The organism is Tropicibacter sp. Alg240-R139 (genome assembly GCF_900537075.1).
In the GTDB taxonomy this organism is placed as follows: Bacteria; Pseudomonadota; Alphaproteobacteria; order Rhodobacterales; family Rhodobacteraceae; genus Falsiruegeria.
This window is the reverse complement of record NZ_UNRA01000004.1, coordinates 170,437-195,636: the sequence shown is the minus strand read 5'-3', so window position 1 is coordinate 195,636 and position 25,200 is coordinate 170,437. Positions and strand designations below refer to the sequence as shown.

Below are 25,200 nucleotides of genomic sequence, written 5' to 3'. Positions count from 1 at the left end.
GTTGGTTTGTTTTTCTACCCCGTTTATCAGGGTCTTGAAATTGATATGCTCTTATCCCCGCCGATTACCCCCTCTGCGATGGATGCCAAAAGGTCATCGATCTCTCGATCATCGCGACACAGCCATAAAACAGCGAACCGGCCAATGCAGCCACCACAATTTCAGCCCAGACCATATCGAGCGCCAGCTGCCCCACACTCGTCGAGATACGAAACCCCATGCCCACCGTCGGCGAGCCAAAGAACTCAGCCACAATTGCACCAATGAGCGCCAACGTGGTCGAGATCTTAAGCCCGTTGAAAATGAACGGCATCGCCGCGGGCAGGCGCAGCTTGAAAAAACTCTGCCAATAGCTGGCGGCATAGGTCTCCATCAGGTCCCGCTGCATCGCTGTGGTTTCGCGCAGGCCCGCCACCGTGTTCACCAGCACAGGAAAGAACACCATAACCACGACAACGGCCGCCTTGGACTGCCAGTCAAACCCGAACCACATCACCAGAATGGGCGCGGTGCCCACGATGGGCAACGCGGCGACAAAGTTGCCCACTGGAAGCAGCCCCAGACGCAAAAACTCATACCGGTCCACCGCTATCGCCATCAGGAACGCACCACCGCACCCGATGATATAACCGCTCAGCGCGCCCTTCACGAAGGTCTGTGAAAAATCCGCCCATAAGATCGGCATCGAGGATCCGAACCGATCGGCAATCATCGACGGCGGCGGCAGGATCACCAAAGGCACCTCCAGCCCGCGCACCACCATTTCCCAAACAATCAGGATGGTCACACCAAAGATCACCGGCACAAGCAACCGCACTGCCCGCGTCTTCGCCTGTGGGCCCTCGGCCAGCCGCGTGTTCAAAAACCACGCGCCCATCCAGATCATAAAAGCCAGCCCTAGCAAAATCATGCAACCGCCCCCTTCATCTGACCGAAAATATCCCGGGGGAGTCGCAGAGCGACGGGGGCAGAGCCCCCAATCCAACGTTCCATCATGACGCGATCCCCATCCGTTTCAGAACCATCCGTTCGATCAGCCCTAGCAACGCCACCAGACAAGCGGCAAGAATGGCAGCGGCAAACAGCGCCGACCAGATCTGCACCGTCTGACCATAATAGCTCCCCGCCAACAGACGCGCGCCAAGACCGGCCACCGCCCCTGTCGGCAGCTCACCCACGATGGCCCCTACAAGCGATGCGGCGATACCGATCTTGAGCGAGGCAAAGAGATACGGCATCGACGCCGGCAGGCGGAGCTTCCAGAATCCCTGCGATTGAGAGGCACTGTAGGTCCGTAAGAGATCCAGCTGCATGTGATCAGGGCTGCGCAACCCCTTTACCATGCCGACAACCACTGGAAAGAAACTCAGATAGGCCGAGATCACCGCCTTGGGTATGATCCCCTGAACTCCCACGGAATAGAGCACCACGATGATCATCGGCGCGAGTGCGATGATCGGGATGGTCTGGCTGACGATGGCCCAGGGCATCACCGACATATCCATGACGCGCGAATGCACGATACCCACAGCCAGCAAGATGCCCAGCCCCGTACCAATGGCGAAACCAAGCAACGTCGCGCTCAGCGTCACCCAGCCGTGATAGATCAGCGAACGTTTCGAAGTAATCTTTTTGCCCACCGTGGTATTCCACAGCTCGGTCGCAACCTGATGGGGTGCAGGCAGACGCGGGCGGGCCTGCTCCCAAGTGGCAGGGATGGCAAAGCTGTTGTCGATTATCAGACCAATCTCACCCATATCGCGGCGAACTTTGGCAGATGGCGGTTGCACCTCGGCGCCAGCGCGCTCGGCCTCGACCAGAACACCCTTGATGTTCATCGGCACGCAGGCGGCGTACCAAAGCGCGATGATGACAGCGATGACGGTCAGAACGGCCAGAATGGATTTCATGCTCCCAACTCCCGGCACTCAGCTTCTGATGCCATCCGCTCCTCGAACCGACGCTCGGCACGGCGTGCTTCGCCGTCCAAATGAAGTTTCATGAAGAATGCTGCGCAAAAAAAGAACACCAACAGCCCCACCGTATGTCCGACTTGGTAAGAGCCGCCGAATAAAACGCTGAATAGCTGTGTCCCGATGCCCACACCCGCAATTATCGCGTAACGAAGCAAACGCAGTTTGTAGCACGCCCACACCCACGCATCTAGATCAAACCCGTTCGTAGTGTTTGTGTCAGTCATCTGAATGCCCCGCCCGCAAGCCTTCACGCACGCGGTGCGCCACTTCGATGAATTCGGGAGTGTCACGGATGTCCAAGGGGCGTTCCTTGGGCAGCGGGCTTTCGATCACATCCGTGATCCGGCCCGGACGCGGGCTCATCACCACGATCTTGGTCGACAGATAGACCGCCTCAGGGATCGAGTGTGTGACAAATCCGATGGTCTTGTTGGTCCGCGCCCACAGCTGCAAAAGCTGCTCGTTCAGATGATCACGCACGATTTCGTCCAATGCCCCAAAGGGTTCGTCCATCAGCAAGAGATCGGCGTCAAAGGCCAGCGCCCGTGCGATAGACGCGCGCTGCTGCATTCCACCCGACAATTGCCATGGGTACTTGCCACCAAATCCAGCCAAATCAACAAGTTCCAGAACTTCGCTCACGCGCTTGTCTTGATCGGATTTGGAATATCCCATGATCTCAAGCGGCAACTTGATGTTCTTTGAAATGGTGCGCCAAGGATAGAGCCCCGCCGCCTGAAACACATAGCCATAGGCCCGGTTTCGCCGCGCCTCATCGGCACTCATCCCGTTGACGCTGAGCGTGCCACCAGTGGGTGTTTCCAGCGCTGCAATACAGCGCAAAAACGTCGTTTTGCCACAGCCCGAAGGACCGATGAAGCTGACAAAATCGCCTTTGTTGATATCAAGGTTTACATCCTTGAGAGCATGAACAGGACCGTCGTTGGTTTGAAACGTCAGATCCAATTGCCTCGCCTTGATTACAGGCTGGGTGGTGCTTTCAGTAGTCATTCTATCGCCTTGTAAAGACTGGGAAACGGGCTGCTGATACAGCAGCCCAACTCCGGTTTACACGCCAGTGGCCGGAATACCTGTCCGCTCGACCGGTCGGGGCGAGGTCAGTTCTTTCCAACTGCTGAGCGCGCGGTTGACTGGCGTGTTTGCCTCGCGTTTGACGAACTTGCCGTGGCCCTCCTGCGTCCGGATTTCGCCGTCATGTACGGCCACCTGACCCCGGCTCAGAGTAAAGCGCGGCAGACCTTTGACCTCTTTGCCTTCAAAGACGTTGTAGTCAATCGAACTTTGCTGGTTAGAAGCCTGAATTGTCTTGCTCTTTTCCGGATCCCATACAACCAAATCTGCATCCGCGCCGACGAGAACCGCGCCTTTCTTGGGATAACAGTTCAGGATCTTGGCGATGTTGGTCGAAGTGACAGCGACAAACTCATTCGGTGTCAGACGGCCCGTGCCCACCCCATAGGTCCAAAGCATCGGCATCCGATCTTCCAACCCGCCGGTTCCATTGGGGATCTTGGTGAAATCGCCGACGCCATATCGTTTCTGTTCGGTGCTGAAAGCACAGTGGTCAGTGGCCACAACGCTAAGTGATCCCGACTGCAACCCGTTCCACAGGCTGTCTTGATGCTGTTTATTGCGGAAAGGTGGCGACATCACACGCCGCGCCGCATGGTCCCAATCTTTGTTGAAATACTCGCTTTCATCCAATGTCAGATGCTGGATCAATGGCTCGCCCCAGACCCGCTTGCCCTGCATACGCGCCCGACGAATGGCCTCGTGGCTGTCCTCGCACGAAGTATGCACCACATAAAGCGGCACGCCCGCCATATCCGCAATCATGATGGCGCGGTTGGTCGCCTCGCCTTCGACTTGCGGCGGGCGCGAATAGGCGTGTGCCTCGGGGCCATTGTTGCCTTCGGCCAGCAGTTTTGCGCTCAGCTCCGCCACCACATCGCCATTTTCGGCGTGCACCATGGCGATACCACCCAGTTCGGCAAGCCTTTGGAAAGACGAATACAATTCATCGTCATTCACCATCAACGCGCCCTTGTAGGCCATGAAGTGTTTAAACGTGTTGATGCCGCGTTGTTCAACCACGGTCTTCATGTCATCGAACACCTGCTCGCCCCACCAGGTCACCGCCATGTGGAAAGAATAGTCACAATTTGCGCGCGTCGATTTGTTGTCCCATCGCTTGAGCGCATCCAGCAGGCTTTCACCCGGATTGGGCAGCGCAAAGTCCACAACCATGGTCGTGCCCCCAGCCAGACCCGCGCGCGTGCCGCTTTCAAAGTCATCAGAGGAGTACGTCCCCATAAAGGGCATTTCCAGATGCGTGTGCGGGTCGATCCCACCGGGCATCACATAGCAGCCCGTCGCGTCCAGCTGCTCGTCCCCTTTCAGGTCCGGCCCGATCTGAGCGATCACGCCCCCTTCGATCAGCACATCGGCCTTGTACGTCAAATCGGCAGTTACGATGGTTCCGTTTTTGATGACGGTGCTCATGTCATTCCTCCCTTGGCGCGCCTCCCGCGCACCTCTTCATCTTTTCTCAAATACACCGGGGGTTTTGGGGGCTAGCCCCCAATCACTCCACGATTTCCGCCGTCTCAACAACGGCATGAAACAGGACATCTGCCCCGGCTGCAGCCCATTCGCGGCTGATTTCTTCGGCTTCATTATGGCTCAACCCATCCACACAGGGGCACATGACCATCGCCGTAGGTGCGACCCGGTTGATCCAGCAAGCATCATGACCGGCGCCTGAAATGATATCCAGATGCGAATGCCCTAGCCGCTCGGCCGCACTGCGCACAGCCGAAACACAGCCTTCGTCAAAGGTCACCGGATCAAACCCGCCTACCTTCTCGAAACTGATGCTCAGGCCCATGTCGTCAGCAATCTTTTGGCCCTCGATCCGCAGCCGCGCCTCCATATCCTCGATCACTGACAGATCGGGCGATCGGAAATCGACTGTGAACACCACCTTGCCCGGAATCACATTGCGTGAGTTCGGATAAACGTCAATATGACCCGCCGCCCCCACCGCATGCGGTGCGTGGGACCAGGCGATTTCATCCACCTTCTCCAGCACCCGCGCCATGCCAAGGCCCGCATTCTTGCGCATCGGCATCGGAGTGGAACCAGTATGTGAATCCTTGCCCTCGATCGTGACCTGCGTCCAGCTAAGGCCCTGGCCATGGGTGACAACCCCAATATCCTTGCCTTCGGTCTCCAAAATCGGGCCTTGTTCAATATGCAGCTCAAAGAAAGCATGCATCTTGCGCGCGCCAACCTCTTCATCGCCACGCCAGCCAATGCGCTTCAGCTCATCACCGAACGTTTTGCCCTCGGCATCCTCGCGCTCATACGCCCAATCCTGCGTGTGAATGCCCGCAAACACACCCGACGACAGCATCGCCGGAGCATAGCGTGTCCCCTCTTCGTTGGTGAAGTTGGTCACCACGATGGGATGTTTGGTTTTGATCCCCAAATCATTGAGAGTGCGTAGAATTTCCAGTCCGCCAAGCACCCCAAGTACGCCGTCATACTTGCCACCCGTCGGCTGCGTATCCAAGTGAGAGCCGACATAGACCGGCAGCGCGTCAGGGTCCGTCCCTTCGCGTCGGGCAAACATATTGCCCATCTGGTCCAGGCCCATCGAGCAGCCCGCCGCCTCGCACCAACTTTGGAACAGGGCGCGGCCATCGCCATCCTCGTCGGTCAGGGTTTGGCGATTGTTGCCACCTGCGACGCCCGGGCCGATCTTGGCCATCTCCATCAGACTGTCCCACAGGCGTTCGCCGTTGATCTTCATATTCGCGGCAGGCGCTGCCATGTCTCATCCCCTGTTGCTTGCTTGCGATTGGCTCGCTCTTGGTATGTGATTTGACCAAACGGTCAAACTCACGCTATCACGGGTTTGACACCAGTCAAGAAATTGCGGCACATGTCTGCAAAAATGCTGGTAAAAAATGCAATCTGCTCGGCAATCGCGCAGCCAACAAAGGACAATCGCCCCATGCCAAAGGACCGCACCCCGACACGGATCCAGAAAAAGAACCGTGCCGCGATCCTTGAAGCGTCGTTGAACGTGTTTTCGGCCAACGGATTCCGGGGTGCAACCGTCGATCAGATCGCGAGTGAGGCCGGGCTGTCCAAGCCAAACCTGCTGTATTATTTCCCCTCCAAAGTCGACATGCACAACGCGCTTTTGGCGCAGCTGATGGACACCTGGCTGGATCCGCTGCGCGAGATGGATGAAGACGGCGAGCCGCTGACCGAGATCATGGCTTATGTTCGCCGTAAACTGCAGATGAGCCGAGATTTCCCGCGTGAAAGTCGGCTGTTTGCTAATGAAATCGTGCAAGGCGCGCCCCGCATTCACGACGCGCTGAACCACGATCTGAAAACACTGGTGGACGAGAAAACCAAACTGCTGGAGCGCTGGATGGCGGACGGCAAAATCGCCCGCGTCCACCCTTATCACCTGCTGTTTTCGGTCTGGTCGCTGACCCAGCACTATGCCGATTTCGACGTTCAAGTCCGCGCAATTTTGGGCGACGAGGATCCATTCGACGGTGCTGACCCGTTTCTTGAAACGCTCTACTTGCGGCTGCTCACTCCCTAAGCAAACCAATGTCTGAGTGTCGCTTTGGTCCGTCCTGAGCCCGAGAACCTATATCGTTATTCTAGCGTATCAGCGTCTCGTATTCATCGCGCACATCGTCATCGACCAAGACCCCTTGATTGCCCCCATAGAGCCTGTCGTTCTGATCTTTTCGAGGTCCTGATATCCAATAAAAATCGCCGCTAGCAGTTTCGAAGTAGTTTGCTTTGAAACCGGCGCCCTTGAGACTCTGGAAGCGAAGCCCCTTATAATAAAGGGTTTTTCCTGATTTTGAGAAGTACACACGGCCGATTACAGCAACTCCTTCAAGCCCTTCAAACTTGGATTCGATGTACATAATTCGTGACCGTGTTAGACGAAACTCCTTTGGAAGCGTCGCATCTTGATCGAGCTTCTCCATCCAATGATCGGCGTGTCGCATTGGGAAATTCCATTCCGTTGTTCGCGCAGGTTTCCAAATACCAAGAAAACCGAATGGCAGCAAAGTCCAGTTTGCAGAGCAATACGGTTAGAAGGCACTGCCTACAACAAAGGGCGGCGCGTATCGCACCGCCCTTTGTTCTTTTTGTTCCAAATACGGTCGCTGAAGGCGCCCCTCACTCGGCTGCTTGTGCGGACGGGTTGTTGGGATGCGTCGTCCAGTTGGCGTAGTCCGCGCTCACGGTTTCACCGGTACGCTCGTCCAGCTCGCCGGGCTGCAACTCGACCATCGAGATGCAATTTTCGACCGGGCAGACGTTGACACACAAGTTACAAGCCACGCATTCGTCGTCCTTGACGGTGAATGTGCGGTCTTCGCTCATCGCGATCGCCTGGTGTGATGTGTCCTCGCAAGCGGCATAGCAGCGGCCGCATTTGATGCAGGCGTCCTGATCGATCTTGGCTTTCGAGATCGAATTCAGGTTCAGATACTGCCAATCGGTGACATTAGGCACCGCCATGCCGATGAAGTCCGACGTCGAGGCATAACCCTTTTCGTCCATCCACTGCGACAGGCCCGAAATCATCTCTTCGACGATTTTGAAACCATAGGTCATCGCCGCCGTGCAGACCTGCACGTTGCCGGCACCCAGCGCCATGAACTCTGCCGCGTCGCGCCAGGTGGTGATGCCGCCAATGGCCGAGATTGGCAGGCCATGGGTCTGCGGGCAGCGGGCGATTTCGGCCACCATGTTCATGGCAATCGGCTTGACCGCCGGGCCGCAATAGCCGCCGTGGGTGCCCTTGTCGCCAATGATCGGCTCGGGTGCCATCTGGTCCAGATCGACCGAAACAATCGAATTGATGGTGTTGATCAGGCTGACCGCATCCGCGCCGCCCGCTTTTGCCGCGCGCGCCGGAAAGCGGACGTCGGTGATGTTGGGCGTCAGCTTGACGATCGCCGGCTTGTCGTAATTTTCCTTGCACCAGCGGGTGACCATCTCGATGTATTCCGGCACCTGCCCCACGGCCGAGCCCATGCCCCGTTCGGCCATCCCGTGCGGGCAGCCAAAGTTCAGCTCGATCCCATCAGCGCCGGTTTCCATCACGCGCGGCAAGATCGCTTTCCAGGCCGCTTCTTCGCAGGGCACCATCAACGAGACGATGATCGCACGGTCAGGATAGTCTTTCTTGACGCGCGTGATTTCATCCAGGTTGGTTTGCAGTGGTCGATCAGTGATCAGCTCAATGTTGTTGAGCCCAAGCAAGCGCCGGTCCGCGCCCCAGATCGCGCCATAACGCGGGCCGTTCACGTTCACCACCGGCGGCCCTTCGGCCCCCAGTGTTTTCCAGACCACGCCGCCCCAGCCGGCCTCGAATGCGCGGCGGACGTTGTATTCCTTGTCCGTGGGCGGAGCTGACGCCAGCCAGAACGGGTTGGGACTTTCTATTCCGAGGAAGTTTGTTTTTAAATCAGCCATTTGTCCGGCCTTTCTGATGCAAATCTTGCACCTTCATCATGTCATACATACTCACATCCAGCGGCGCGGCTTAAGCGCTCAGGCTGGCGTGAATGTCCATCGCGGCGTCGCGGCCTTCGGCCACGGCTGTCACGGTCAGATCGTCGCCACCAGCGGCGCAGTCACCTCCGGCCCAGACACGTTCTAGCGAGGTCCGGCCCGCGCCCGTCACAGCGATCTTGCGACCGTCCAAGGTCAGCTCACCAGGTGCGTCCTCAAGCGTCTGGCCGATGGCTTTGAACACTTGATCAGCGGACAGGCGGACAGTTTCGCCAGTGCCGGTCAGTTCGCCGCCCGTGTATGAAGTATACTCCAACTCGATCTCTGTCGCAGCCCCGTTGCCATGCACGGCGACCGGCTGGACGTTGAACATCAGTTTCACACCTTTGGAGGCAGCCAAATCCTGTTCGAACCGGCTGGCGCCCATGGCCTCGCGGCCCCGGCGGTATGCGATGGTGACGTTCTCTGCGCCCAGCAGTTTCGACTGCACGGCGGCGTCAACCGCTGTCATGCCGCCACCGATCACCACGACATTGCGGCCCACTGGCAGCGCCGACAGATCGTCGGCCTGGCGCAGATCAGCGATGAAATCGACCGCGTCGCGCACACCATCCTTGTCCTCCCCCTCAGCGCGCAGCGCGTTTACGCCGCCCAAACCGATGGACAGGAACACGGCGTCATACGCCTCTTGCAAACCCGCCAGCGTCACGCCCTGCCCCAGAGCCGAGCCGTTCTCGATGGTGATGCCACCGATTTTCAGCAACCAATCGACCTCGGCCTCGGCGTAGTTTTCAGTGCTTTTGTAGGCGGCGATGCCAAATTCGTTTAACCCGCCCGCCTTTGGACGCGCCTCGTGGATCACAACGTCATGGCCCAGCATCGCCAGACGGTGCGCAGCGGCCAGACCCGCAGGCCCTGCCCCGACAACGGCAACGGTCTTGCCGGTGGATGCGGCGCGTTCGAACGGATGCACGCCCGCCGACATGACGGTGTCGGTGGCGTAACGCTGCAATCGGCCAATCTCGACCGGCTTGCCTTCGGCTGTTTCGCGGACGCAGGATTCCTCGCACAGTGTTTCCGTCGGACAGACCCGCGCGCACATGCCGCCCAGAATGTTCTGATCCAAAATGGTCTGTGCGGCCGCCTGCGGGTGTCCCGTCTGAATCTGGCGGATGAATAGCGGAATGTCGATGTCCGTGGGACAGGCCGTCACACACGGCGCGTCATAACAGAAATAGCAACGATCTGCGGCAACTGCGGCCTCGTGCGGCGCGTACGCCGGGTGAAGGTCGTCAAAGTTCGCGGCAATGTCTTCGCTGGATAGCCGCCCGGACACGATACCGGGTGCTGTCTGGCCCTGTGCCATCACTCTCTCCCTGAGATATGTTGTTCTTGCCCTCCAGACTGCCACATTTGAATTTTTTATCAATTGGTAAAATTTATCAAAGGGTCAAAAAATTGAAAAAACCGGACCAATGGCCCGGTTTTACTGCAAATTTCATCAGGTTAGGGATAAGCAAAAGATCAGATCATTTGGTTCAAATGACCAGATTTCACCCAAACTTCGGACCCATCGGGCCCGGCGACCGCCCGAAACGCCCCGTTGGGCGGCACCCGCAGCCAGTCCCATTTGACGAAAGTTTCGCCGCTTTCTACGTAGCTCCCGGACAGCACAAAAACCTCCAGCCCGCCTCCGGCGTCCAACTCGACCACCTCACCCGCAGCCCACCGTTCAACCCGCACATCCTCAACCGCGTCGCGGTGCAAATCGACCCGCCCCTCTCCAGCAATCGGTTGGCGCACCTCGGTCCGGTCGTCCGGGTCGAACTGGTGCAGCTTGACCAGAATGGTCGCCCCCGGCTTTGTCGCGGGCGTGTGGGAGGAGGTGGGCGGGTTACGCACATATGTGCCAGTGGGGAAATCACCCAACTCGTCCTGAAACACGCCATCCAGCACCAGATATTCCTCTCCTCCGTCATGGGTATGCGCAGCAAAGGCACTGCTGGGCGCAAAGCGCACGATAGTGGTGGCGCGGGCCACCTCTTCGCCGATCCGGTCCAGCATCTTGCGTTCGACGCCTGCGGAGGGGGATGGCACCCACTCGGCTTCGTCAAAGTGAACGGCGACGCGCTTGGTGAAGTCGGCATTGATCCGCATGGGGCTCTCCTTGGGCGATATCCGGTCTGGAATGTGGGTCTTTTGTCGGATCAGACAAACGCTCATCACCGCGACGTAAAATGACGCCTGAATTAAGTCTGTGCAACTTGGATCGTTTCACCGCTACAAACAACAACAAATACAACCCCTTACCTGCCTCAGTAAAAACCCGCCCAAACGGTGAACCACAATCTCTTCAGAAAAATTCTTGACTCGCGCACATATTTTAAACCTAAACTTTCAAGCATGAAGCAACTTGAACTGCTGTCGTGAACCGCTCTTCACCTATCCGGGTGAGTTATGCCAAGGGAAACAGGTATCCATGTTTTTGATATCAACATTCGGACAATTACCTTGTTCCAATGCCCTTGGTTGCCCGACCTTTGGTGCATGGCCAGCCCGGCCCCTTTGGGAGGATAATGAACCATGGCACGCCTGAGCGCCTTCAATTTCCAGAAATGGATCGACGAGCACAAACATCTGTTGAAACCGCCTGTGGGCAATCAACAGGTCTGGGAGGACGCGGACCTGATGGTGACTGTTGTGGGTGGACCAAACAAGCGCACCGACTATCACGACGACCCGGTCGAAGAGTTCTTTTATCAGCTCAAGGGGGACATGGTGCTCAAGCTCTATGAGGGCGGCGCGTTTTATGATGTCCCGATCCGCGAAGGCGAGGTTTTCCTGCTGCCCGCACATGTCCGCCACTCACCTCAGCGACCGCAAGAGGGCTCGATTGGTCTGGTGATCGAGCCCAAGCGCCCCACAGGCGAGCAAGACGCCATCGAATGGTACTGCTTCAACTGCGGTGATCTGGTGCATCGGTCCGAGCTGATCCTGGAAAGCATCGTCCGCGACCTGCCGCCCGTCTATCAGGCGTTTTATGCCGACGAACAGGCACGCACTTGCAAAAGCTGCGGCGAGGTTCACCCAGGGAAGGAACCGCCAGAGGGTTGGGTGAAACTCTGATCCGCGCTTAAACTCGCCAAAAACAACAATGATTCTATCAGGGAGAGAGAGAACATGACAATCAGCCTAAAGGGCCTGACCAAGGGTGTCACAGCCGCTGCGCTGGTGCTGGCCGCGCTGCCCGCCACCGCCAAGGAATTCAAGCTGGGCCTGATCACGCCGCCGCCACACGTCTGGACCAAAGCCGCCGAGGCCTTTGGCGCCGAGCTGGCCGAAAAGTCGGGCGGTGAACACAGCGTCACCGTGTTCCCCGCCCGTCAGCTGGGCAACGAAGCGCAAATGCTGCAGCAATTGCAGACCGGCGCGCTGGACATGGCGTTCATGACAGTTGCCGAAGTGTCAAACCGGGTGCCGAACATGGGTGCGTTTTATGCCCCCTATCTGGCCAATGACATGACCCACGCTGCCGCGATCCTGCGCTCGGACACCGCCAAGGGTATGCTTGACGTTCTGCCACAAGAGGCAGGCGTTGTTGGTGTCGGTTACGGCAGCGCGGGCATGCGCCAGATTCTCAGCCGGGGCGAGGTGAATTCAGCCGCCGATCTGTCTGGTGTGAAGCTGCGGATCACACCGTTTGACCCGATCCTGGATTTCTACAACCTACTGGGCTCGGCCCCGACGCCGATGCCCCTGCCCGCGGTTTATGACGCGCTGGCCAACGGTCAGGTGGACGCCATCGACATGGACGTCGAACTGATCAACGTGCTGAAGTACTATGAGCACGCCGACACGCTGCTGATCTCGAACCACATGATGTTCCCGATGGTCGGCCTGATCTCGGCGCGCGTTTATGCAGGCATGAGCGACGAAGACAAGGCGATGGTGTCCGAGCTGATGGCCAAGCACGTAGACACCACGCTGGACGCTTATATCGAGAAATCACCGGCTTGGACTGACAAGCTGAACACCGTGGGCATCACCGTGCACACCGTAGACGCAGAATACTTCGGTGACGTGATGGGCAAGTGGGAAGAGATTTGGGCCGCCAAAGCACCGTCACTGCCCGATCTGCGCAAGACCGCAGACGCGACCAAGTAAGCTCTGACATACGCGCTCGGGCCGGTCACGCACCGGCCCGTTTGCTTAAAATACCAAAGGCAGGCACATGCTCTATCGGGCTTCCCACTTCTGGGCACGGGTCGAGATTTTCTTTGCGGCAGCATTTGCCGCATCGGTTACCGGGCTCATCCTTCTCAACGTCATCACCCGCGCATCAGGCAACGCGATCTATTGGGTCGATGAGGCCGCGATTTACGCGATGGTCTGGATGACGTTCCTGGCCGCATCCGCCGCGATCCACTTTCGCTCGGCCATTTCGGTCACGATCCTGAACGAGATGCTGCCTGCATCGGGCCGCACTTGGATCAACCGCTTTGTCGATCTGACCATCTTTGTCTTTGCCTGCCTGATGGTCTGGATCTGCCTGCGCTGGTTCATGCCACTGCAATTGATGCAGGCGGGATGGGACGTGAAGGCGTTCCAGGGCCAGACGTTCAATTTCATCTATGCCGAACCCACGAACACCATCGGGTTGAAAAAGGTCTGGATCTGGCTCGTGATGCCGCTCTTTACTCTTGGTGCACTACTGCATTCGGGTGCCAACCTGCTGCACCCCGGCAAGACATCTCAAGTGGAGGCCGTGTAAATGACCCCTCTCCTCTTTCTTGTTCTGCTGTTCGGCTCTGTCCCTATTGCCTTGGTGCTGGCACTGACCGCGCTGTGGTACATCTACGACAGCGGCAATCTGGTGCTGTATGACAGTTATGCGCAGCAAATCTTTTCTGGCGTTGAAAACTATGGCCTGCTGGCGATTCCGCTGTTCATCCTTACCGGAGAGCTGATGAACGAAGGCGGCATGACCCAACGTCTGGTCCACGCGGCGCGGGTATTTGTGGGCGGGTTCCGGGGCGGGCTGGCCTATATCAACCTGCTGGCCAATATGTTCATGGCCGCCATCATCGGCTCGGCCGCCAGCCAGATCGCTGTGATGAGCCGGGCCATGGTCCCGGCTATGGTAAAAGAGGGCTATGACCCCGGATTTTCGGCCGCCACCACGGCTGCAGGGGGCCTGTTGGCACCGGTGATCCCACCGTCGATGCTGTTCGTCATCTACGGCGTTCTGGCGCAATTGCCGATTGGTGACATGTTCATCGCTGGTATCATTCCCGGGCTCATTCTGGCGGGCACGTTCTTTGTTGTCGTCGCCTTGATTGGGTTGGCCAAGGATTTCCCCAAGGGGGAATGGATGACCTTGCCCGAAGCGACCATTGCGCTGCGTAACGCTCTGCCTGCCTTTCTGATCCCGATCGCCATTGTGGGGGGCATCCTGTTTGGCATTGCCACACCGACCGAATCCGCCGCTGTCGCCTCGCTCATCGCCTTTGCTGTTGGGTGGCTATTCTACCGCGAAATCACCCCGCGCAATCTGGGTCAGCTGTTTGTACGCACGGCCACAAACTCCTCACTGGTGATCTTTATGATCGCCGCCGCCAATGTGTTCGGCTGGGTTGTCGTTTATGAGGAGCTGCCACAGAAATTGGCGGCCTTCATCTCGACCGTGACGTCGGACCCGTTCACCTTTTTGCTGATCGTGAACCTGTGCTTGCTATTTGTTGGCATGCTGATCGACGGCATCGCCGCGCTGATTTTGATCACACCCATCCTGTTGCCGATTGCGATGAACACCTACAACATTGACCCCTTCCATTTTGGGGTTGTCGTAAGTCTGAATCTGGTTCTCGGCCTGCTGACGCCACCCGTGGGTGTGGGCCTTTACATCGCGTCAGCCATGTCCGGGGTGCGCCCGTTCACCATCTTTGCCGCCCTTTGGCCCTTCCTGCTGGCGGTCGCGGTGGTGCTGGTTTTGCTGAGCTACTTCCCGATCCTCAGCACGGCGTTGATTTGAGCCTAGGTTGGGGGTCAGAAATTAAAGACGACCCCCAGCAACGGCCCCTGTTGTTCGACATCATACAGGAAACTGCCGTTGGAGCGGTCCACTGACATATAGCGATAGCCCAGAACGCCTGATGTGGTCGGCGTGAACTGATATCCAACGCCGCCGAACAGATCGACCATACTGTCAGAACCGGCGCCAAACCCGCCAACATAGGCCCAGCCGGACACATAGGTGCGCTCGCCAATGTCGCGGCGTCCGTAGATGCCTATGACCGGATCGAGCCAGCTATCCGATCCGTTCGCGGTACGTGCGGCGGCGGTGCCGGCCGTCAGGGACAGGTCGGTTGAAACAGACCAATGTCGGACCCCGCCTGAAACCCAAAGCTCGTGCTCCTGGCTTTGGCCCACTTGATAATCTGCGTAGAGCGACACAATTGTGTTGCGAATCTTTGCATTGGCTTGACCAAACGTTGGCCCCAAAGGCCCGCTGGCCGCGCTCAGTTTGACGTATTGCACATCGCCTGATAGCCCCCACCGCCCATTGCGCGCCTGAACAACCACCATCCCGGCAAAATCCAGATTATCCAAGATATCGCTGAAGCTGGCATCCACATCTACAGGGGGCAACCCCGGCACAGTGGCCACCGGCCCGGACAAGGATGTGCCCCATAGATAAGGTGCGATTCGCCATTCCCAATTGTCCTGAGCCTCAGCCCAAATCGGTATGCAACATAAAAGGCCGGCCGCCAAACTTCGAATACACCGTCTTCCCAGGGGCTTGGGGGCAATCTCTCGAGGCTCTGACATCAACAGTCCTTTCGGTTGGCAGCGTAAATTGGGGTCTTGGTCTGTCCGTCTTTCTTGGATCATAGTTCAATTGTCTCGCGAGAGTGTTCACGGAATCTTAACGGCCTGCCGTTCAAAGCTGGCGTTTTCGGTCGTCAAATCATCATAGGTCAGCTGAACCTCGATTGCCTGAACCGAACCCAGGTCAAAAACGCCGTACGGCAAACCGTCTTGTTCCTTGATCGCGTTAGGCGCGGGCTCGTCCTCGTGACAGGTGGGCAGTGGCCAGACCTCGGGCGCGGTCCCATTGATGCCGATGCGCAGTTCCACCAGCCCGCAACGCCACGACCACAGATGCGTCACATAGAGAAGATCCTGACCGTCATATTCACGCACCCCGATCCAGTTCCCCCGTGTGGCACCAAGGATCGGCTTGATCTCGATGGCCGTGGTGAACTTGCCCGATGGCACCTGCGGCTCGGCCACAAGCTTGCTCTGAGGCGCCAGAAAGGCAGGCGGCGCTTCAGCGGATTGGCCATCGACCGCAGCCGCCCCGCCCCCTTGGTTGGATTGCGCTGCTGCCGCGGCAAGGAACAACAGAATTTCAATCATTTTGACCACCAGATGCTGAACCAAATTCGTAGAATTTCTAAGTCGGAATTCCGGCCTTTTGTGATCGGCCAACGCGTTCTATAGTGCCTGCAAAAGCAGGTGCCACATTCAAAATTCAATTGCGGCTTTCAGGTAGTATGGCAAAAAAACAGGCGTCGCGCCAATTGTTTAACATCGTGATCGTTGGTCAGAACAACAGACTTCAGTATGAGGCGCTGCTGTTTGCGGCCTCGTTGCGCTATTCCTCGCCTGGGTTTCAGGGGCGGTTGTTTGTTGCGACCCCGCAGCCGGGCAAGCGATGGACCGGCGATCCCAGCATCCGCAATGTGGACGTTCTCAAGGCCCTGCTCGATCTGGATGCCGAGGTTGTGCCCTTTTCGAACAAGGTCTTTGGCGAAAGTTATCCGCACGGTAACAAGATCGAGGCGCTGAGTGTTCTGCCCAAGGGCGAACCGTTTGTCTTCTTTGATACCGACACGCTGATCACCGGCGATGTCAGCACTGTTCCGTTCAATTTCGACCGCCCGTCCGCATCTATGCGGCGCGAGGGTACGTGGCCGGAACCCACACTGTATGGCCCCGGCTACACGGCCATATGGAAGTCACTTTACGATCGGTTCGGGTTGAACTTTGAAAGCTCGTTGGACAAGACCCAGCCGGACGAATACTGGGGGCGATACCTGTATTTCAATGCCGGCTATTTCTACTATTCCTGCCCGCACAAGTTCGGTCAGCGGTTCATGGAATATGCCACCAGCATCTATCGCGATCCCCCACCCGAATTGATCTGTCAAAGCCTTGACCCCTGGCTGGATCAAGTCGCTCTGCCGCTGGTGATCCATTCGTTCCGGGGCGGTCGCCGGACGCTGCCACCGGGCATGTTGGACGGCACGGTCAGCTGCCATTATCGCAACTTCCCGCTGCTGTACGCCCGCGAGAGCGACTATGTGATTGATGTGCTGGAAAACGTGGCCGCGCCCAACAAGATCAAAAAGGTTCTCAAGAACTACGAGCCGATGAAAAAAATGATCTATCAGAGCAAGGGGCAAAAAGTGCGTGCGCTCTTTGATCAAGACAACTTGCCGCGCAAAGAACAAGCGATCCGCAACCGGATCAAGTCCAACGGATGGTGGATGCGGTAAGTAATGCACGCGCAATCGGTAACGCCCATCTGATAGTCATTCAAAGGTAAGCTGTCTCAGCTGCTAGAAAAAGCCCTTCTCTTTCAACACTTCTGCGCGTCTTTCGTTGGAAATTCCGCCTAACCTGCGTGGTAACCGTGCTGAAAACAGCCCCGCTGACCTTGATCCCTCTTTTCATCGGATTCGCGATCGACGGGTTTATGGGGCGTGACGTCTTCTCACTGTGCTTGCTCGGCACAATCCGGGTCGCTTTGGGGGCGGAACTGGCAGATCGCAATGCCTCATTGCCGGTGTTATCTCTTAGCGCCGAGGTGCTTATGGCGCGGGAGCTGGTGGATTTCCTAGAACAATAGCTGCCGGATTGCATGAAGGTGGTGCTGCAACTGGTGATCGCGTTGCATTTCGACCCCAATTTGCAGGCTTTGCGCAAATTCACCGTGAACTTGTCGGACACCAAGACGCTGGTTTATGGCGTCATCCTCTCTGTCCTGTTAGCGGCGATCATCTTCAATTTGGCGTACGCCGCACATGTTTTGGCGGCCTCAGCTGGAACAATATTCTCGATCATCACCTACAGCAGGAAATTCATCAACGTTGCGGCCGCCATCCCTTTGGCGCCGCAAAGCTGGCCCCGCCTGAGCGAGATCATCGCACCGCTCAACCGGACGCCCTGAACGGTTGTGCAACCGGCATCTGTCCTCTAACTCTGGTGCCAAGAATTTGACCAGGGAGACTTTGACCATGACCGACGGCCCGACCTACGGCTTTGATACATTGCAGATTCACGCAGGTGCCCGGCCCGATCCGGCAACCGGTGCCCGCCAGACACCAATCTATCAGACCACCGCTTATGTATTCCGCGATGCGGATCACGCCGCTGCGCTCTTTAACCTGCAAGAAGTGGGCTATATCTATTCGCGTCTGACCAACCCGACTGTGGCGGTTCTGCAGGAACGCATCGCCACGCTTGAAGGTGGTGTTGGCGCGGTTTGCTGCTCGTCGGGACACGCAGCCCAGATCATGGCGCTGTTCCCCCTGATGGAGCCGGGCCGCAACGTGGTCGCCTCGACCCGCTTGTATGGCGGAACGGTCACGCAGTTCAGCCAGACCATCAAGCGCTTTGGCTGGTCGGCCAAGTTTGTCGACTTCGACGACCCCAAGGCGGTGGCAGACGCCATCGACGACGACACCCGTGCGATCTTTGGCGAGTCCATCGCCAACCCGGGCGGCTATGTTACCGACATCCGTTCGATTGCTGATGTGGCCGACGCTGCTGGCATCCCTCTGATCATCGACAATACCTCGGCCACGCCATACCTGTGCCGCCCGATCGAACACGGCGCGACCTTGGTGGTGCATTCAACCACCAAATACCTGACCGGCAACGGCACTGTCACCGGCGGCTGCGTCGTCGACAGCGGCACATTCGACTGGTCGGCCAGCGACAAGTTCCCCTCGCTCAGCGCGCCCGAGCCCGCCTATCACGGGTTACGGTTCCACGAAACGTTTGGCGGGTTGGCGTATACTTTCCACGGCATCGCCATTGGCTTGCGTGATCTGGGCATGACCATGAACCCGCAGGCGGCGCATTACACGCTGATGGGGATCGAAACCTTGTCGCTGCGGATGCAGCGCCACGTCGAAAACGCCGAAAAAGTTGCAACCTGGCTCGAAAAGGACGACCGCGTCGACTACGTGACCTATGCTGGTCTGGCGTCGTCGCCCTATCACGACCGCGCCAAAAAGCACTATCCGCTCGGCGCTGGTGGTCTGTTCACCTTTGCGGTCAAAGGCGGCTATGACGCCTGCGTCAAGCTGGTCAACTCGCTGGAAATCTTCAGCCACGTCGCCAACCTGGGCGACGCGCGCTCGCTGATCATCCACTCGGCCTCGACCACACACCGCCAGCTGACGCCCGAACAGCAGGAAGCCGCAGGCGCAGGTCCGGGCGTGGTGCGTATCTCTATCGGGATCGAAGACGCCGATGACCTGATCGCCGATCTGGACAAGGCGCTGGCCGCAGCCTGCGGTTAAGTCCAGCCGACCAAGTTATCGGTATGTACAATAAAGCCCCCGCCACACTTTGGCGGGGGCTTTTATCATTCTCATCAAGTGATCAACCTGTTCAGCAGCACCGCGCTCAACCAAAGTCCCAGGCCAAACACTGCATGCGTGATCAACCCGCGCAGGCGCAGTTTCCATGGCTCTGGTGCTCTTGCAACAGCGACGCCCCAACCAAAGAACGGTTGAAAAATGAGCCAAGGCACCAGAACCGTCAGCACACCAAAGCTCAAACCCTGCCAGGCTTGGGGCGATCGCAGGGCTGCTGCCCCAAAAAGCACAGCGAACGCCATGCCGAACACAAGCCCCAAGCCAATGTGAGCAGCCCACCCCAATGCAGCCTCTGCTCTGACCGGCGGCGTGGTGCGTATGTCATCGTGAAACACCCCCTGACAGTGGACTGATCCCACCCATCGCCCAACCAGGCAATAAAACCCATGTGTCGCGGCAACCCCCTGGCGCAGAAAACCGACGCAATCGGTTAGCAAGGTCGCTCCAAGGCCAAGGGCGCTACCCCAGGCCATCAATTCAGTGAATTCCATGCGCTTTCCTTCTTTTCAATAGTCGCGCAAGATGTGTGCAACTTGAAGTGAGGTTTAAGTCAACATGTTCCGCCTGGATATTGCCGAGGTCGCCCACCAAAGCGGCTTCCCGCCGTCGACCCTGCGTTTTTATGAAAAGCGGGGCTTGATCACCTCGGACGGGCGGCAGGGCTTGCGTCGGCAATACGACGACGGAGTATTGACGAGACTCGCGTTGATCGCGCTCGGACAACGGGCGGGTTATTCCTTGGATGAGATCGCCACGTTACTGCGCCTGAAAGAAGGAGAGCTCGATCTCAGCCGGACTGAATTGCAGAGCCAAGCCACCACGCTGCGGGCGAAAGCGAAGGAACTGCAGGCCACTGCCGATCTGCTTGATCACATTGCAGCCTGTTCGGCCCCGTCCCATCTGGAATGTCCAAGGTTCAAAGCGCTCTTGCGAGACCCTCGTATCACCGGAAGAACAGGTTAGGCTGCATCATCTGGCTGCCAATTGGGGGTAGAACAGTGCCCAACAAACTCAGCCCGCCAGTTGATAGCGAGCTGCGTTGTACGGGTTCATCCCCAAATCTTGTATATCAGGCAAACGGCCTGCCAAAGCTCACTGACCGATGACAAACACCATCGAAACCGTGGATTGATAGCTGATCTCGCCTACTTCGATGGGCACGGCTGCGGATTCCATCGCAGCAAAGCGTGCGTTTGCGCCACGCGCATAGGGTTGCACACTGTTTTCCGAGATGCTCAGAACGTCGCCAAGTTTGACGCCTGCCGCTTCGGCCAGCTGCTGTGCCCGATCCATAGCATCCTTAACGGCATCTGCGCGGGCCTGATCGACCAGCGGCTTGGGGTCTTGAACCAAAAAGCGCAGGCCCTGAAAATCGTTGACGCCATCACCCACGACCTCACCCAGGATCACCCCCAGTTTGTCCATATCCTTGACCCGCACGGCCAGGATGTTCGACGCTGAAAAGCCCGTTATATGGTTACGGTTCTGGCCTGTGGATTTGTCGACCTTCTGCGACCAGATCGGGTGCAGTGACACCTGCTGCGTCTGGATATCACGTGCCTCGACACCTTGATCCTTGAGCCGCGCGATCACTTCGGCCAGAGCTTGCGAAGTCGCATCCATCGCCTCGGCAGCAGTGGCGGCCTCATTGGTTACACCAAGGTTGATCAACGCCTGATCCGGCTCGGCTTGGACCTGTGCCTGACCTGAAACCTGAATCGTGCGAGGCGGCTCTTCGGCGCGCACAAGCGTGGCAGCAGTGATCATGAGGGCGGTCACGAGAAAAACAAGCGTCTTCAATGAACTTCTCCTGTTGATTTAAGTTATACATCGGGTGCGCCCCCTTGCCCAACAAGGGGGAAGATTTGTGTTTTTCTTTCCCTCGGCGAATGTCTGCTTTATGGTCATCGCGCGGGCATTCATGTGCGGGCATTTCAGCCGTACACATTGGCTCCGCGAAACCCGGGTGGCGCGACGCCCGATTGTGAACTGGGATGGTATGGCCGCAAAATGAAACCCGCATTTGCGCTTTCTTTGTCGTTCGAGGGGATCTCTCTGCTGCATCGCGCAGCCGGAGGTTGGCGTCTGGTTGGCGACGTCGACATCAACAATGACGATTTCATTCAAAACCTGTCCGCATTGCGCGACAAGGCACTGCTTTTGTCACCTGATGGGGTCGGCTGCAAACTGATCCTGCCAAACGATCAAATCCGCTATCTAAGCATCAACACCGGTTCTTTCGAAGGCGAAACACGAACGTCGATCATCGAAAGTGCCGTGAATGAGGCGACGCCTTATGCGATGGACGAGTTGGTCTATGACACCTCGCCGGACGGGCATCTGACGCATATCGCGATCGTCGCGCGCGAAACCCTGCAAGAGGCCGAAGATTTTGCGACCAGCAATGGGTTTGGACCGGTAAGCTTTGTCGCTGTGCCGGGTGAGTATGATTTTCTTGGGGAGCCGTATTTTGGCCCGTCGCAGGCCGCACTGGGACTGACCGGCGCCGATGCGGTGGAGCCGGACGGGATCGCCGTTGTGGTTATTGGGCCCGCCGAGCTTCCAGTGGTCGAGCCTGCCCCGGAACCCGAAGTCGAAGTTGAAGTCGAGGAGCCTGCACCTGAGGCTTCTGAAGTTCCAGCTACAACGCCGGAAGAGCCGGAAAAACCCGCTGTATCTGAAGTTCAACCCGCCGTTGGATTCGCGAGCCGAAGGGCCAAAGCCGCAACCACAAAGCCAGAGCCCACCCCTGAACCGATCTCTGAGACGTCGGCCGAGCCCACGCCCGAAGTTGTGGCTTTTGCAAGCAAGCGGTCTGCGCCGCCAGTGACGGCACCTGCGCCACCTGTTGCACCGCCCCCACCAACGCCAGAACCCATTCGGCACGAACCGACAGCCATAGCCGTCGCCGAGGTGGAACCTTCGGCAGGCTTTGCGGCACCGCGCCTGCCTGGACAAGAGGCTGCAACCGAAAAAGACCGCATGACCATCTTCGGCGCGCGCGATGGCGGCATTGGTGGCAAGCCCAAGTATCTGGGTCTGATGCTGACGGCTGCGCTGATCCTGGTTCTGGCGGCTGTTGCCACATGGGCAGGCCTCTTTTCCGGCATTGGACTGTTTGACGACCGATCAGAGCAGCGCGAGCTGACACCTGCGCCGGTTCCCTCCCCGCTGGACCCAGTAAAGCCGCAGTCACCAGGCACGGCCCCCGCTCTGCCCGATCCGGCCCTTGCGACGCCGCCGCCGACAGCAGGCTTGAGCGAAAATACCCCGCAAGAAGAAAACCTTGCTTCACTCCCGCAGGATCAGGATTTGAGCGGGACGGACAACGCCGTACTGGATGCCCTCAGGGTAGAGCCAGAAACAGTCGAGACTGTCACCCCCGAAGAAGACGCCGAAACCGCGTCACAGGATCTGGCGAACGATAAGGACCCGCTGGAGGGGACCAATCCTGAAACCCGCTATGCGGCGACTGGGATCTGGGATCTGGCCCCGGAGGAGCCCTTTACGCCGTCCCTCATTCATCTGGACGATCTGTATGTCGCTTCAATCGACCGGACGGACTTGTCACAAGACGCTGTGGCCTTGCCCACCCCGATTTCGTATCAAACGGACTTGGATGTGGATTTGCCTGCTTCGCCAACTGCCGCAGGAACCGCCTTTGTGTTGAACGATCAGGGGCTTGTGACACCAACGCCCGAGGGCACGCTGAATCCCGATGGCATCGTCGTGTTCCTCGGCCGACCGGCGCGCGTGCCGCCTGCGGTTCCAGTGCGATTTGAAGCCGCCCCCGAAACAGACGAAGCGCAAGAGCGTCTGGCGGGTTTGCGGCCCAGAGTGCGCCCCGGCAACCTGATCGAACAGGCCGAGCGTGGTCAGTTGGGCGGTCGCAGCCTGGAAGAACTGGCCGGCCTCCGACCCAAGCTCCGTCCTATTACCGAAAAGCAGAAGGCCGAAGAGGACCAGACCCCTACGGCGCTTGCCGTCGTCCGCGGTCCGCGTCCGAAATTGCGGCCACAGGGTCTGGCCGCCAGGGCCACGCGGCGCACGGCCAGCCTGGGTTCGACCGCTGGCGTGGGGCGGGATTCGGGTGACGTGGGAACAGTCGCTCCGCGCACTGTGAAACCCAAGACACCATCGCCAGCATCAGTGGCTCGTCAGGCAACTCTCGACAATGCAATCAACCTGCGTCGGGTGAACTTGATCGGGGTTTACGGAACCCCGGCCAACCGCCGCGCATTGGTGCGTCTGCCGAGTGGTCGCTACAAAAAAGTCAAAGTGGGTGATCGGGTGGATGGTGGCCGTGTCGTCGCCATTGGTGACAGCGAGCTGCGCTACCAAAAAGGCGGTCGCAACATGACGCTCAAGATTCCTAGCGGGTGATTTCGCGTCTGAAAGAACCTCTAGCGCCCATTTACTCGAAGTGCTCCCGCGCCCGAGCGGTCCTGACTTCGTCAGCACCGTTAGCGGCCTTGGGCCTAGCGCCTCGCTGCGCTCGGCGCGGTCCCGCCTGCGGCAAGTGTTGCGCCCATTTCGCGCGGCCGAACTGCTGTGACACATTTGGTCGCGACAAAGCACCAACAGCCGAGCGCAGCGAGGCCCGGCCCAACGGGAGGAGATGTTTCGCAAGAAACATTGACGACGGGCGGGAGCTCCCCCGGCTATGTGCCCCTACTCGTGCAGAAAAAAACCGCCATCTGCCGCGAGACAGATAACGGCCAGTCTGGAATGGTCAGGTCACCCGGACCACATCCGATCTGATTATTCTGCGGCGGTGATTTCTCCGCTTTCGATCTGCTCACGCTCAATCGATTCAAACAGGGCCTTGAAGTTGCCTTCGCCAAAGCCGTCGTCGCCCTTGCGCTGGATAAACTCGAAGAAGATCGGACCGATCACGGTCTTCGAAAAGATTTGCAGCAGGATCTTGGTTTCGCCCCCATCCACGACACCTTCGCCGTCGATCAGGATGCCGTGTTTCACCATTCGATCCTTGGGCTCGTCGTGCCCCACGACACGGTCATAAGACATGTCATAATAGGACTCGTTCGGGCCAGGCATAAACTTGAGGCCCTTATCTGCGATCGCGTCCGTGCTGGCATAGATGTCATCCGACCCAACGGCGATGTGCTGGATACCCTCACCCTTGTACTTTTTCAGATACGACACGATCTGACCGGTTTCACCGCGGTCCTCGTTGATCGGAATGCGGATACGGCCACAAGGCGAAGTCAACGCGCGGCTCAGAAGGCCGGTAAACTTGCCCTGAATGTCAAAGAAACGAATTTCCTTGAAGTTGAACAGGTCGCCATAGAACCCGAACCACTTGTCCATGTTGCCCTTGAATACGTTGTGGGTCAGGTGATCCAGGTAAAAGAATCCGTCGCCGCGTGGCTTGGATTGGGTCAGCCATTCGAACTCGGTATTATAGGGTGAGGTGTCATAATACTGGTCGATGAAATAGATCAACGATCCACCGATCCCCTTGATTGCAGGCACGTCCATGGTTTTGTCGCCCGCGTCATAAGGCTCGGCGCCTTTGGACACCGCATGCTCATACGCCTTTTGCGCATCTACAACACGCCAACCCATGGCCGGGGCGCAGGGCCCGTGCTCTTCGACAAAACGCGCGCCAAAGCTACCCGGTTCTGCGTTCAGGATGTAAGTCACATCGCCCTGCTGCCACAGTTCGACGTTTTTGGTCTTGTGGCGGCCGGTCAGCGCATAACCCATGCGCGCAAAGAGATCGCGCAATTCCTGCGGTTCGGGATGAGCAAACTCGACAAACTCGAAGCCGTCAGTGCCGGCGGGGTTTTCTTCGTTGATGACGGACTTGGGGGCATTGTGCGGGAAAGGACCCATCGCGCATCTCCTGGCTAAATATGAGGCGTTGATACAAAAATAACCCATGCACGATACGGCGTTTGCGCGTATTCTAGCTCGAGAACGTAATTTTATGCGTAAGT

General features: G+C 58.0%; 26 protein-coding genes. 11 read left to right on the top strand and 15 right to left on the bottom strand.

Annotated elements, in window-relative coordinates; translation table 11 throughout:
• Positions 1-64: 64 nt before the first annotated feature.
• The 6 genes from G6R15_RS16665 to G6R15_RS16640 all read right to left on the bottom strand — a co-directional run bounded on the left by G6R15_RS16665 (position 65) and on the right by G6R15_RS16640 (position 5,832).
• On the bottom strand, positions 65-910 hold the full coding sequence (locus tag G6R15_RS16665; RefSeq protein WP_164661109.1) for an ABC transporter permease: 846 nt from the start codon (positions 908-910) through the stop codon (positions 65-67).
• A gap of 82 nt (positions 911-992) precedes the next feature.
• Positions 993-1,910, bottom strand: coding sequence for an ABC transporter permease (locus G6R15_RS16660; RefSeq protein ID WP_164661108.1), 918 nt, complete (start codon positions 1,908-1,910; stop codon positions 993-995).
• Positions 1,907-2,200 (bottom strand): hypothetical protein, encoded by a 294-nt coding sequence (locus G6R15_RS16655; RefSeq protein WP_164661107.1) that lies wholly within the window; start codon positions 2,198-2,200, stop codon positions 1,907-1,909. The genes G6R15_RS16660 and G6R15_RS16655 overlap by 4 nt, the downstream gene beginning before the upstream one ends.
• Positions 2,193-2,987 (bottom strand): ABC transporter ATP-binding protein, encoded by a 795-nt coding sequence (locus G6R15_RS16650; RefSeq protein ID WP_164661106.1) that lies wholly within the window; start codon positions 2,985-2,987, stop codon positions 2,193-2,195. Before G6R15_RS16650 ends, G6R15_RS16655 begins: the two co-directional genes overlap by 8 nt.
• Before the next feature lie 57 nt (positions 2,988-3,044).
• Entirely contained in the window at positions 3,045-4,499 is a 1,455-nt protein-coding gene (gene hydA, locus G6R15_RS16645) for a dihydropyrimidinase (protein WP_164661105.1), read from the bottom strand.
• 82 nt (positions 4,500-4,581) lie between these two features.
• Positions 4,582-5,832, bottom strand: coding sequence for a Zn-dependent hydrolase (locus G6R15_RS16640; RefSeq protein WP_164661104.1), 1,251 nt, complete (start codon positions 5,830-5,832; stop codon positions 4,582-4,584).
• Between the two features lie 183 nt (positions 5,833-6,015).
• Here G6R15_RS16640 and G6R15_RS16635 point away from each other — a divergent pair, with 183 nt between their 5' ends.
• Positions 6,016-6,624, top strand: coding sequence for a TetR family transcriptional regulator C-terminal domain-containing protein (locus tag G6R15_RS16635; protein ID WP_164661103.1), 609 nt, complete (start codon positions 6,016-6,018; stop codon positions 6,622-6,624).
• A gap of 61 nt (positions 6,625-6,685) precedes the next feature.
• On the opposite strand, the gene G6R15_RS16630 is transcribed toward G6R15_RS16635, so the two are convergent.
• The 4 genes from G6R15_RS16630 to G6R15_RS16615 form a co-directional block, all read right to left on the bottom strand.
• Positions 6,686-7,045, bottom strand: coding sequence for a 1-deoxy-D-xylulose-5-phosphate synthase (locus tag G6R15_RS16630; RefSeq protein WP_240336792.1), 360 nt, complete (start codon positions 7,043-7,045; stop codon positions 6,686-6,688).
• 175 nt (positions 7,046-7,220) lie between these two features.
• Positions 7,221-8,525, bottom strand: a complete 1,305-nt coding sequence (gene preA / locus G6R15_RS16625; protein ID WP_164661102.1) for an NAD-dependent dihydropyrimidine dehydrogenase subunit PreA — start codon at positions 8,523-8,525, stop codon at positions 7,221-7,223.
• A 70-nt stretch (positions 8,526-8,595) separates the two neighbouring features.
• Positions 8,596-9,930, bottom strand: coding sequence for an NAD(P)-dependent oxidoreductase (locus G6R15_RS16620; RefSeq protein ID WP_164661101.1), 1,335 nt, complete (start codon positions 9,928-9,930; stop codon positions 8,596-8,598).
• A 158-nt stretch (positions 9,931-10,088) separates the two neighbouring features.
• Entirely contained in the window at positions 10,089-10,721 is a 633-nt protein-coding gene (locus tag G6R15_RS16615) for a cupin domain-containing protein (protein WP_164661100.1), read from the bottom strand.
• A 426-nt stretch (positions 10,722-11,147) separates the two neighbouring features.
• Here G6R15_RS16615 and G6R15_RS16610 point away from each other — a divergent pair, with 426 nt between their 5' ends.
• From G6R15_RS16610 to G6R15_RS16595, 4 genes are all read left to right on the top strand, one after another.
• A complete protein-coding gene (locus G6R15_RS16610) occupies positions 11,148-11,690 on the top strand; it encodes a 3-hydroxyanthranilate 3,4-dioxygenase (RefSeq protein ID WP_164661099.1) in 543 nt (180 codons plus the stop codon).
• 54 nt (positions 11,691-11,744) lie between these two features.
• Positions 11,745-12,728, top strand: a complete 984-nt coding sequence (locus G6R15_RS16605) for a TRAP transporter substrate-binding protein (RefSeq protein ID WP_164661098.1) — start codon at positions 11,745-11,747, stop codon at positions 12,726-12,728.
• A 67-nt stretch (positions 12,729-12,795) separates the two neighbouring features.
• Positions 12,796-13,335 carry a TRAP transporter small permease gene (locus G6R15_RS16600; protein WP_164661097.1) on the top strand — a complete coding sequence of 180 codons (540 nt, stop codon included), beginning with the start codon at positions 12,796-12,798 and terminating at the stop codon, positions 13,333-13,335.
• Positions 13,336-14,595, top strand: a complete 1,260-nt coding sequence (locus tag G6R15_RS16595; protein ID WP_164661096.1) for a TRAP transporter large permease — start codon at positions 13,336-13,338, stop codon at positions 14,593-14,595.
• A 14-nt stretch (positions 14,596-14,609) separates the two neighbouring features.
• On the opposite strand, the gene G6R15_RS16590 is transcribed toward G6R15_RS16595, so the two are convergent.
• A complete protein-coding gene (locus tag G6R15_RS16590) occupies positions 14,610-15,242 on the bottom strand; it encodes a hypothetical protein (RefSeq protein WP_164661095.1) in 633 nt (210 codons plus the stop codon).
• A gap of 237 nt (positions 15,243-15,479) precedes the next feature.
• Positions 15,480-15,983, bottom strand: coding sequence for a hypothetical protein (locus G6R15_RS16585; protein WP_164661094.1), 504 nt, complete (start codon positions 15,981-15,983; stop codon positions 15,480-15,482).
• 137 nt (positions 15,984-16,120) lie between these two features.
• On the opposite strand from G6R15_RS16585, the gene G6R15_RS16580 reads away from it, so the two are divergent.
• The 4 genes from G6R15_RS16580 (at position 16,121) to G6R15_RS16565 (ending at position 19,159) form a co-directional block, all read left to right on the top strand.
• Entirely contained in the window at positions 16,121-17,125 is a 1,005-nt protein-coding gene (locus tag G6R15_RS16580) for a hypothetical protein (RefSeq protein ID WP_164661093.1), read from the top strand.
• Between the two features lie 137 nt (positions 17,126-17,262).
• On the top strand, positions 17,263-17,478 hold the full coding sequence (locus G6R15_RS16575; RefSeq protein ID WP_240336791.1) for an ABC transporter six-transmembrane domain-containing protein: 216 nt from the start codon (positions 17,263-17,265) through the stop codon (positions 17,476-17,478).
• Between the two features lie 12 nt (positions 17,479-17,490).
• Positions 17,491-17,799, top strand: a complete 309-nt coding sequence (locus G6R15_RS16570) for a hypothetical protein (protein WP_164661092.1) — start codon at positions 17,491-17,493, stop codon at positions 17,797-17,799.
• A 67-nt stretch (positions 17,800-17,866) separates the two neighbouring features.
• Positions 17,867-19,159 (top strand): O-acetylhomoserine aminocarboxypropyltransferase/cysteine synthase family protein, encoded by a 1,293-nt coding sequence (locus G6R15_RS16565; RefSeq protein ID WP_164661091.1) that lies wholly within the window; start codon positions 17,867-17,869, stop codon positions 19,157-19,159.
• Positions 19,160-19,233: 74 nt separating this feature from the next.
• Here the strand turns inward: G6R15_RS16565 and G6R15_RS16560 are convergent, their stop codons facing one another.
• Positions 19,234-19,728, bottom strand: a complete 495-nt coding sequence (locus G6R15_RS16560) for a DUF2938 family protein (RefSeq protein ID WP_164661090.1) — start codon at positions 19,726-19,728, stop codon at positions 19,234-19,236.
• A 64-nt stretch (positions 19,729-19,792) separates the two neighbouring features.
• On the opposite strand from G6R15_RS16560, the gene G6R15_RS16555 reads away from it, so the two are divergent.
• Positions 19,793-20,200, top strand: a complete 408-nt coding sequence (locus G6R15_RS16555) for a helix-turn-helix domain-containing protein (RefSeq protein WP_164661089.1) — start codon at positions 19,793-19,795, stop codon at positions 20,198-20,200.
• 129 nt (positions 20,201-20,329) lie between these two features.
• On the opposite strand, the gene G6R15_RS16550 is transcribed toward G6R15_RS16555, so the two are convergent.
• Positions 20,330-21,037 (bottom strand): SIMPL domain-containing protein, encoded by a 708-nt coding sequence (locus tag G6R15_RS16550; RefSeq protein WP_164661088.1) that lies wholly within the window; start codon positions 21,035-21,037, stop codon positions 20,330-20,332.
• Positions 21,038-21,247: 210 nt separating this feature from the next.
• On the opposite strand from G6R15_RS16550, the gene G6R15_RS16545 reads away from it, so the two are divergent.
• Positions 21,248-23,620, top strand: a complete 2,373-nt coding sequence (locus tag G6R15_RS16545) for a hypothetical protein (protein WP_164661087.1) — start codon at positions 21,248-21,250, stop codon at positions 23,618-23,620.
• Between the two features lie 378 nt (positions 23,621-23,998).
• Here the strand turns inward: G6R15_RS16545 and hppD are convergent, their stop codons facing one another.
• Positions 23,999-25,096 carry a 4-hydroxyphenylpyruvate dioxygenase gene (hppD, locus tag G6R15_RS16540; RefSeq protein WP_164661086.1) on the bottom strand — a complete coding sequence of 366 codons (1,098 nt, stop codon included), beginning with the start codon at positions 25,094-25,096 and terminating at the stop codon, positions 23,999-24,001.
• Positions 25,097-25,200: the final 104 nt, after the last annotated feature.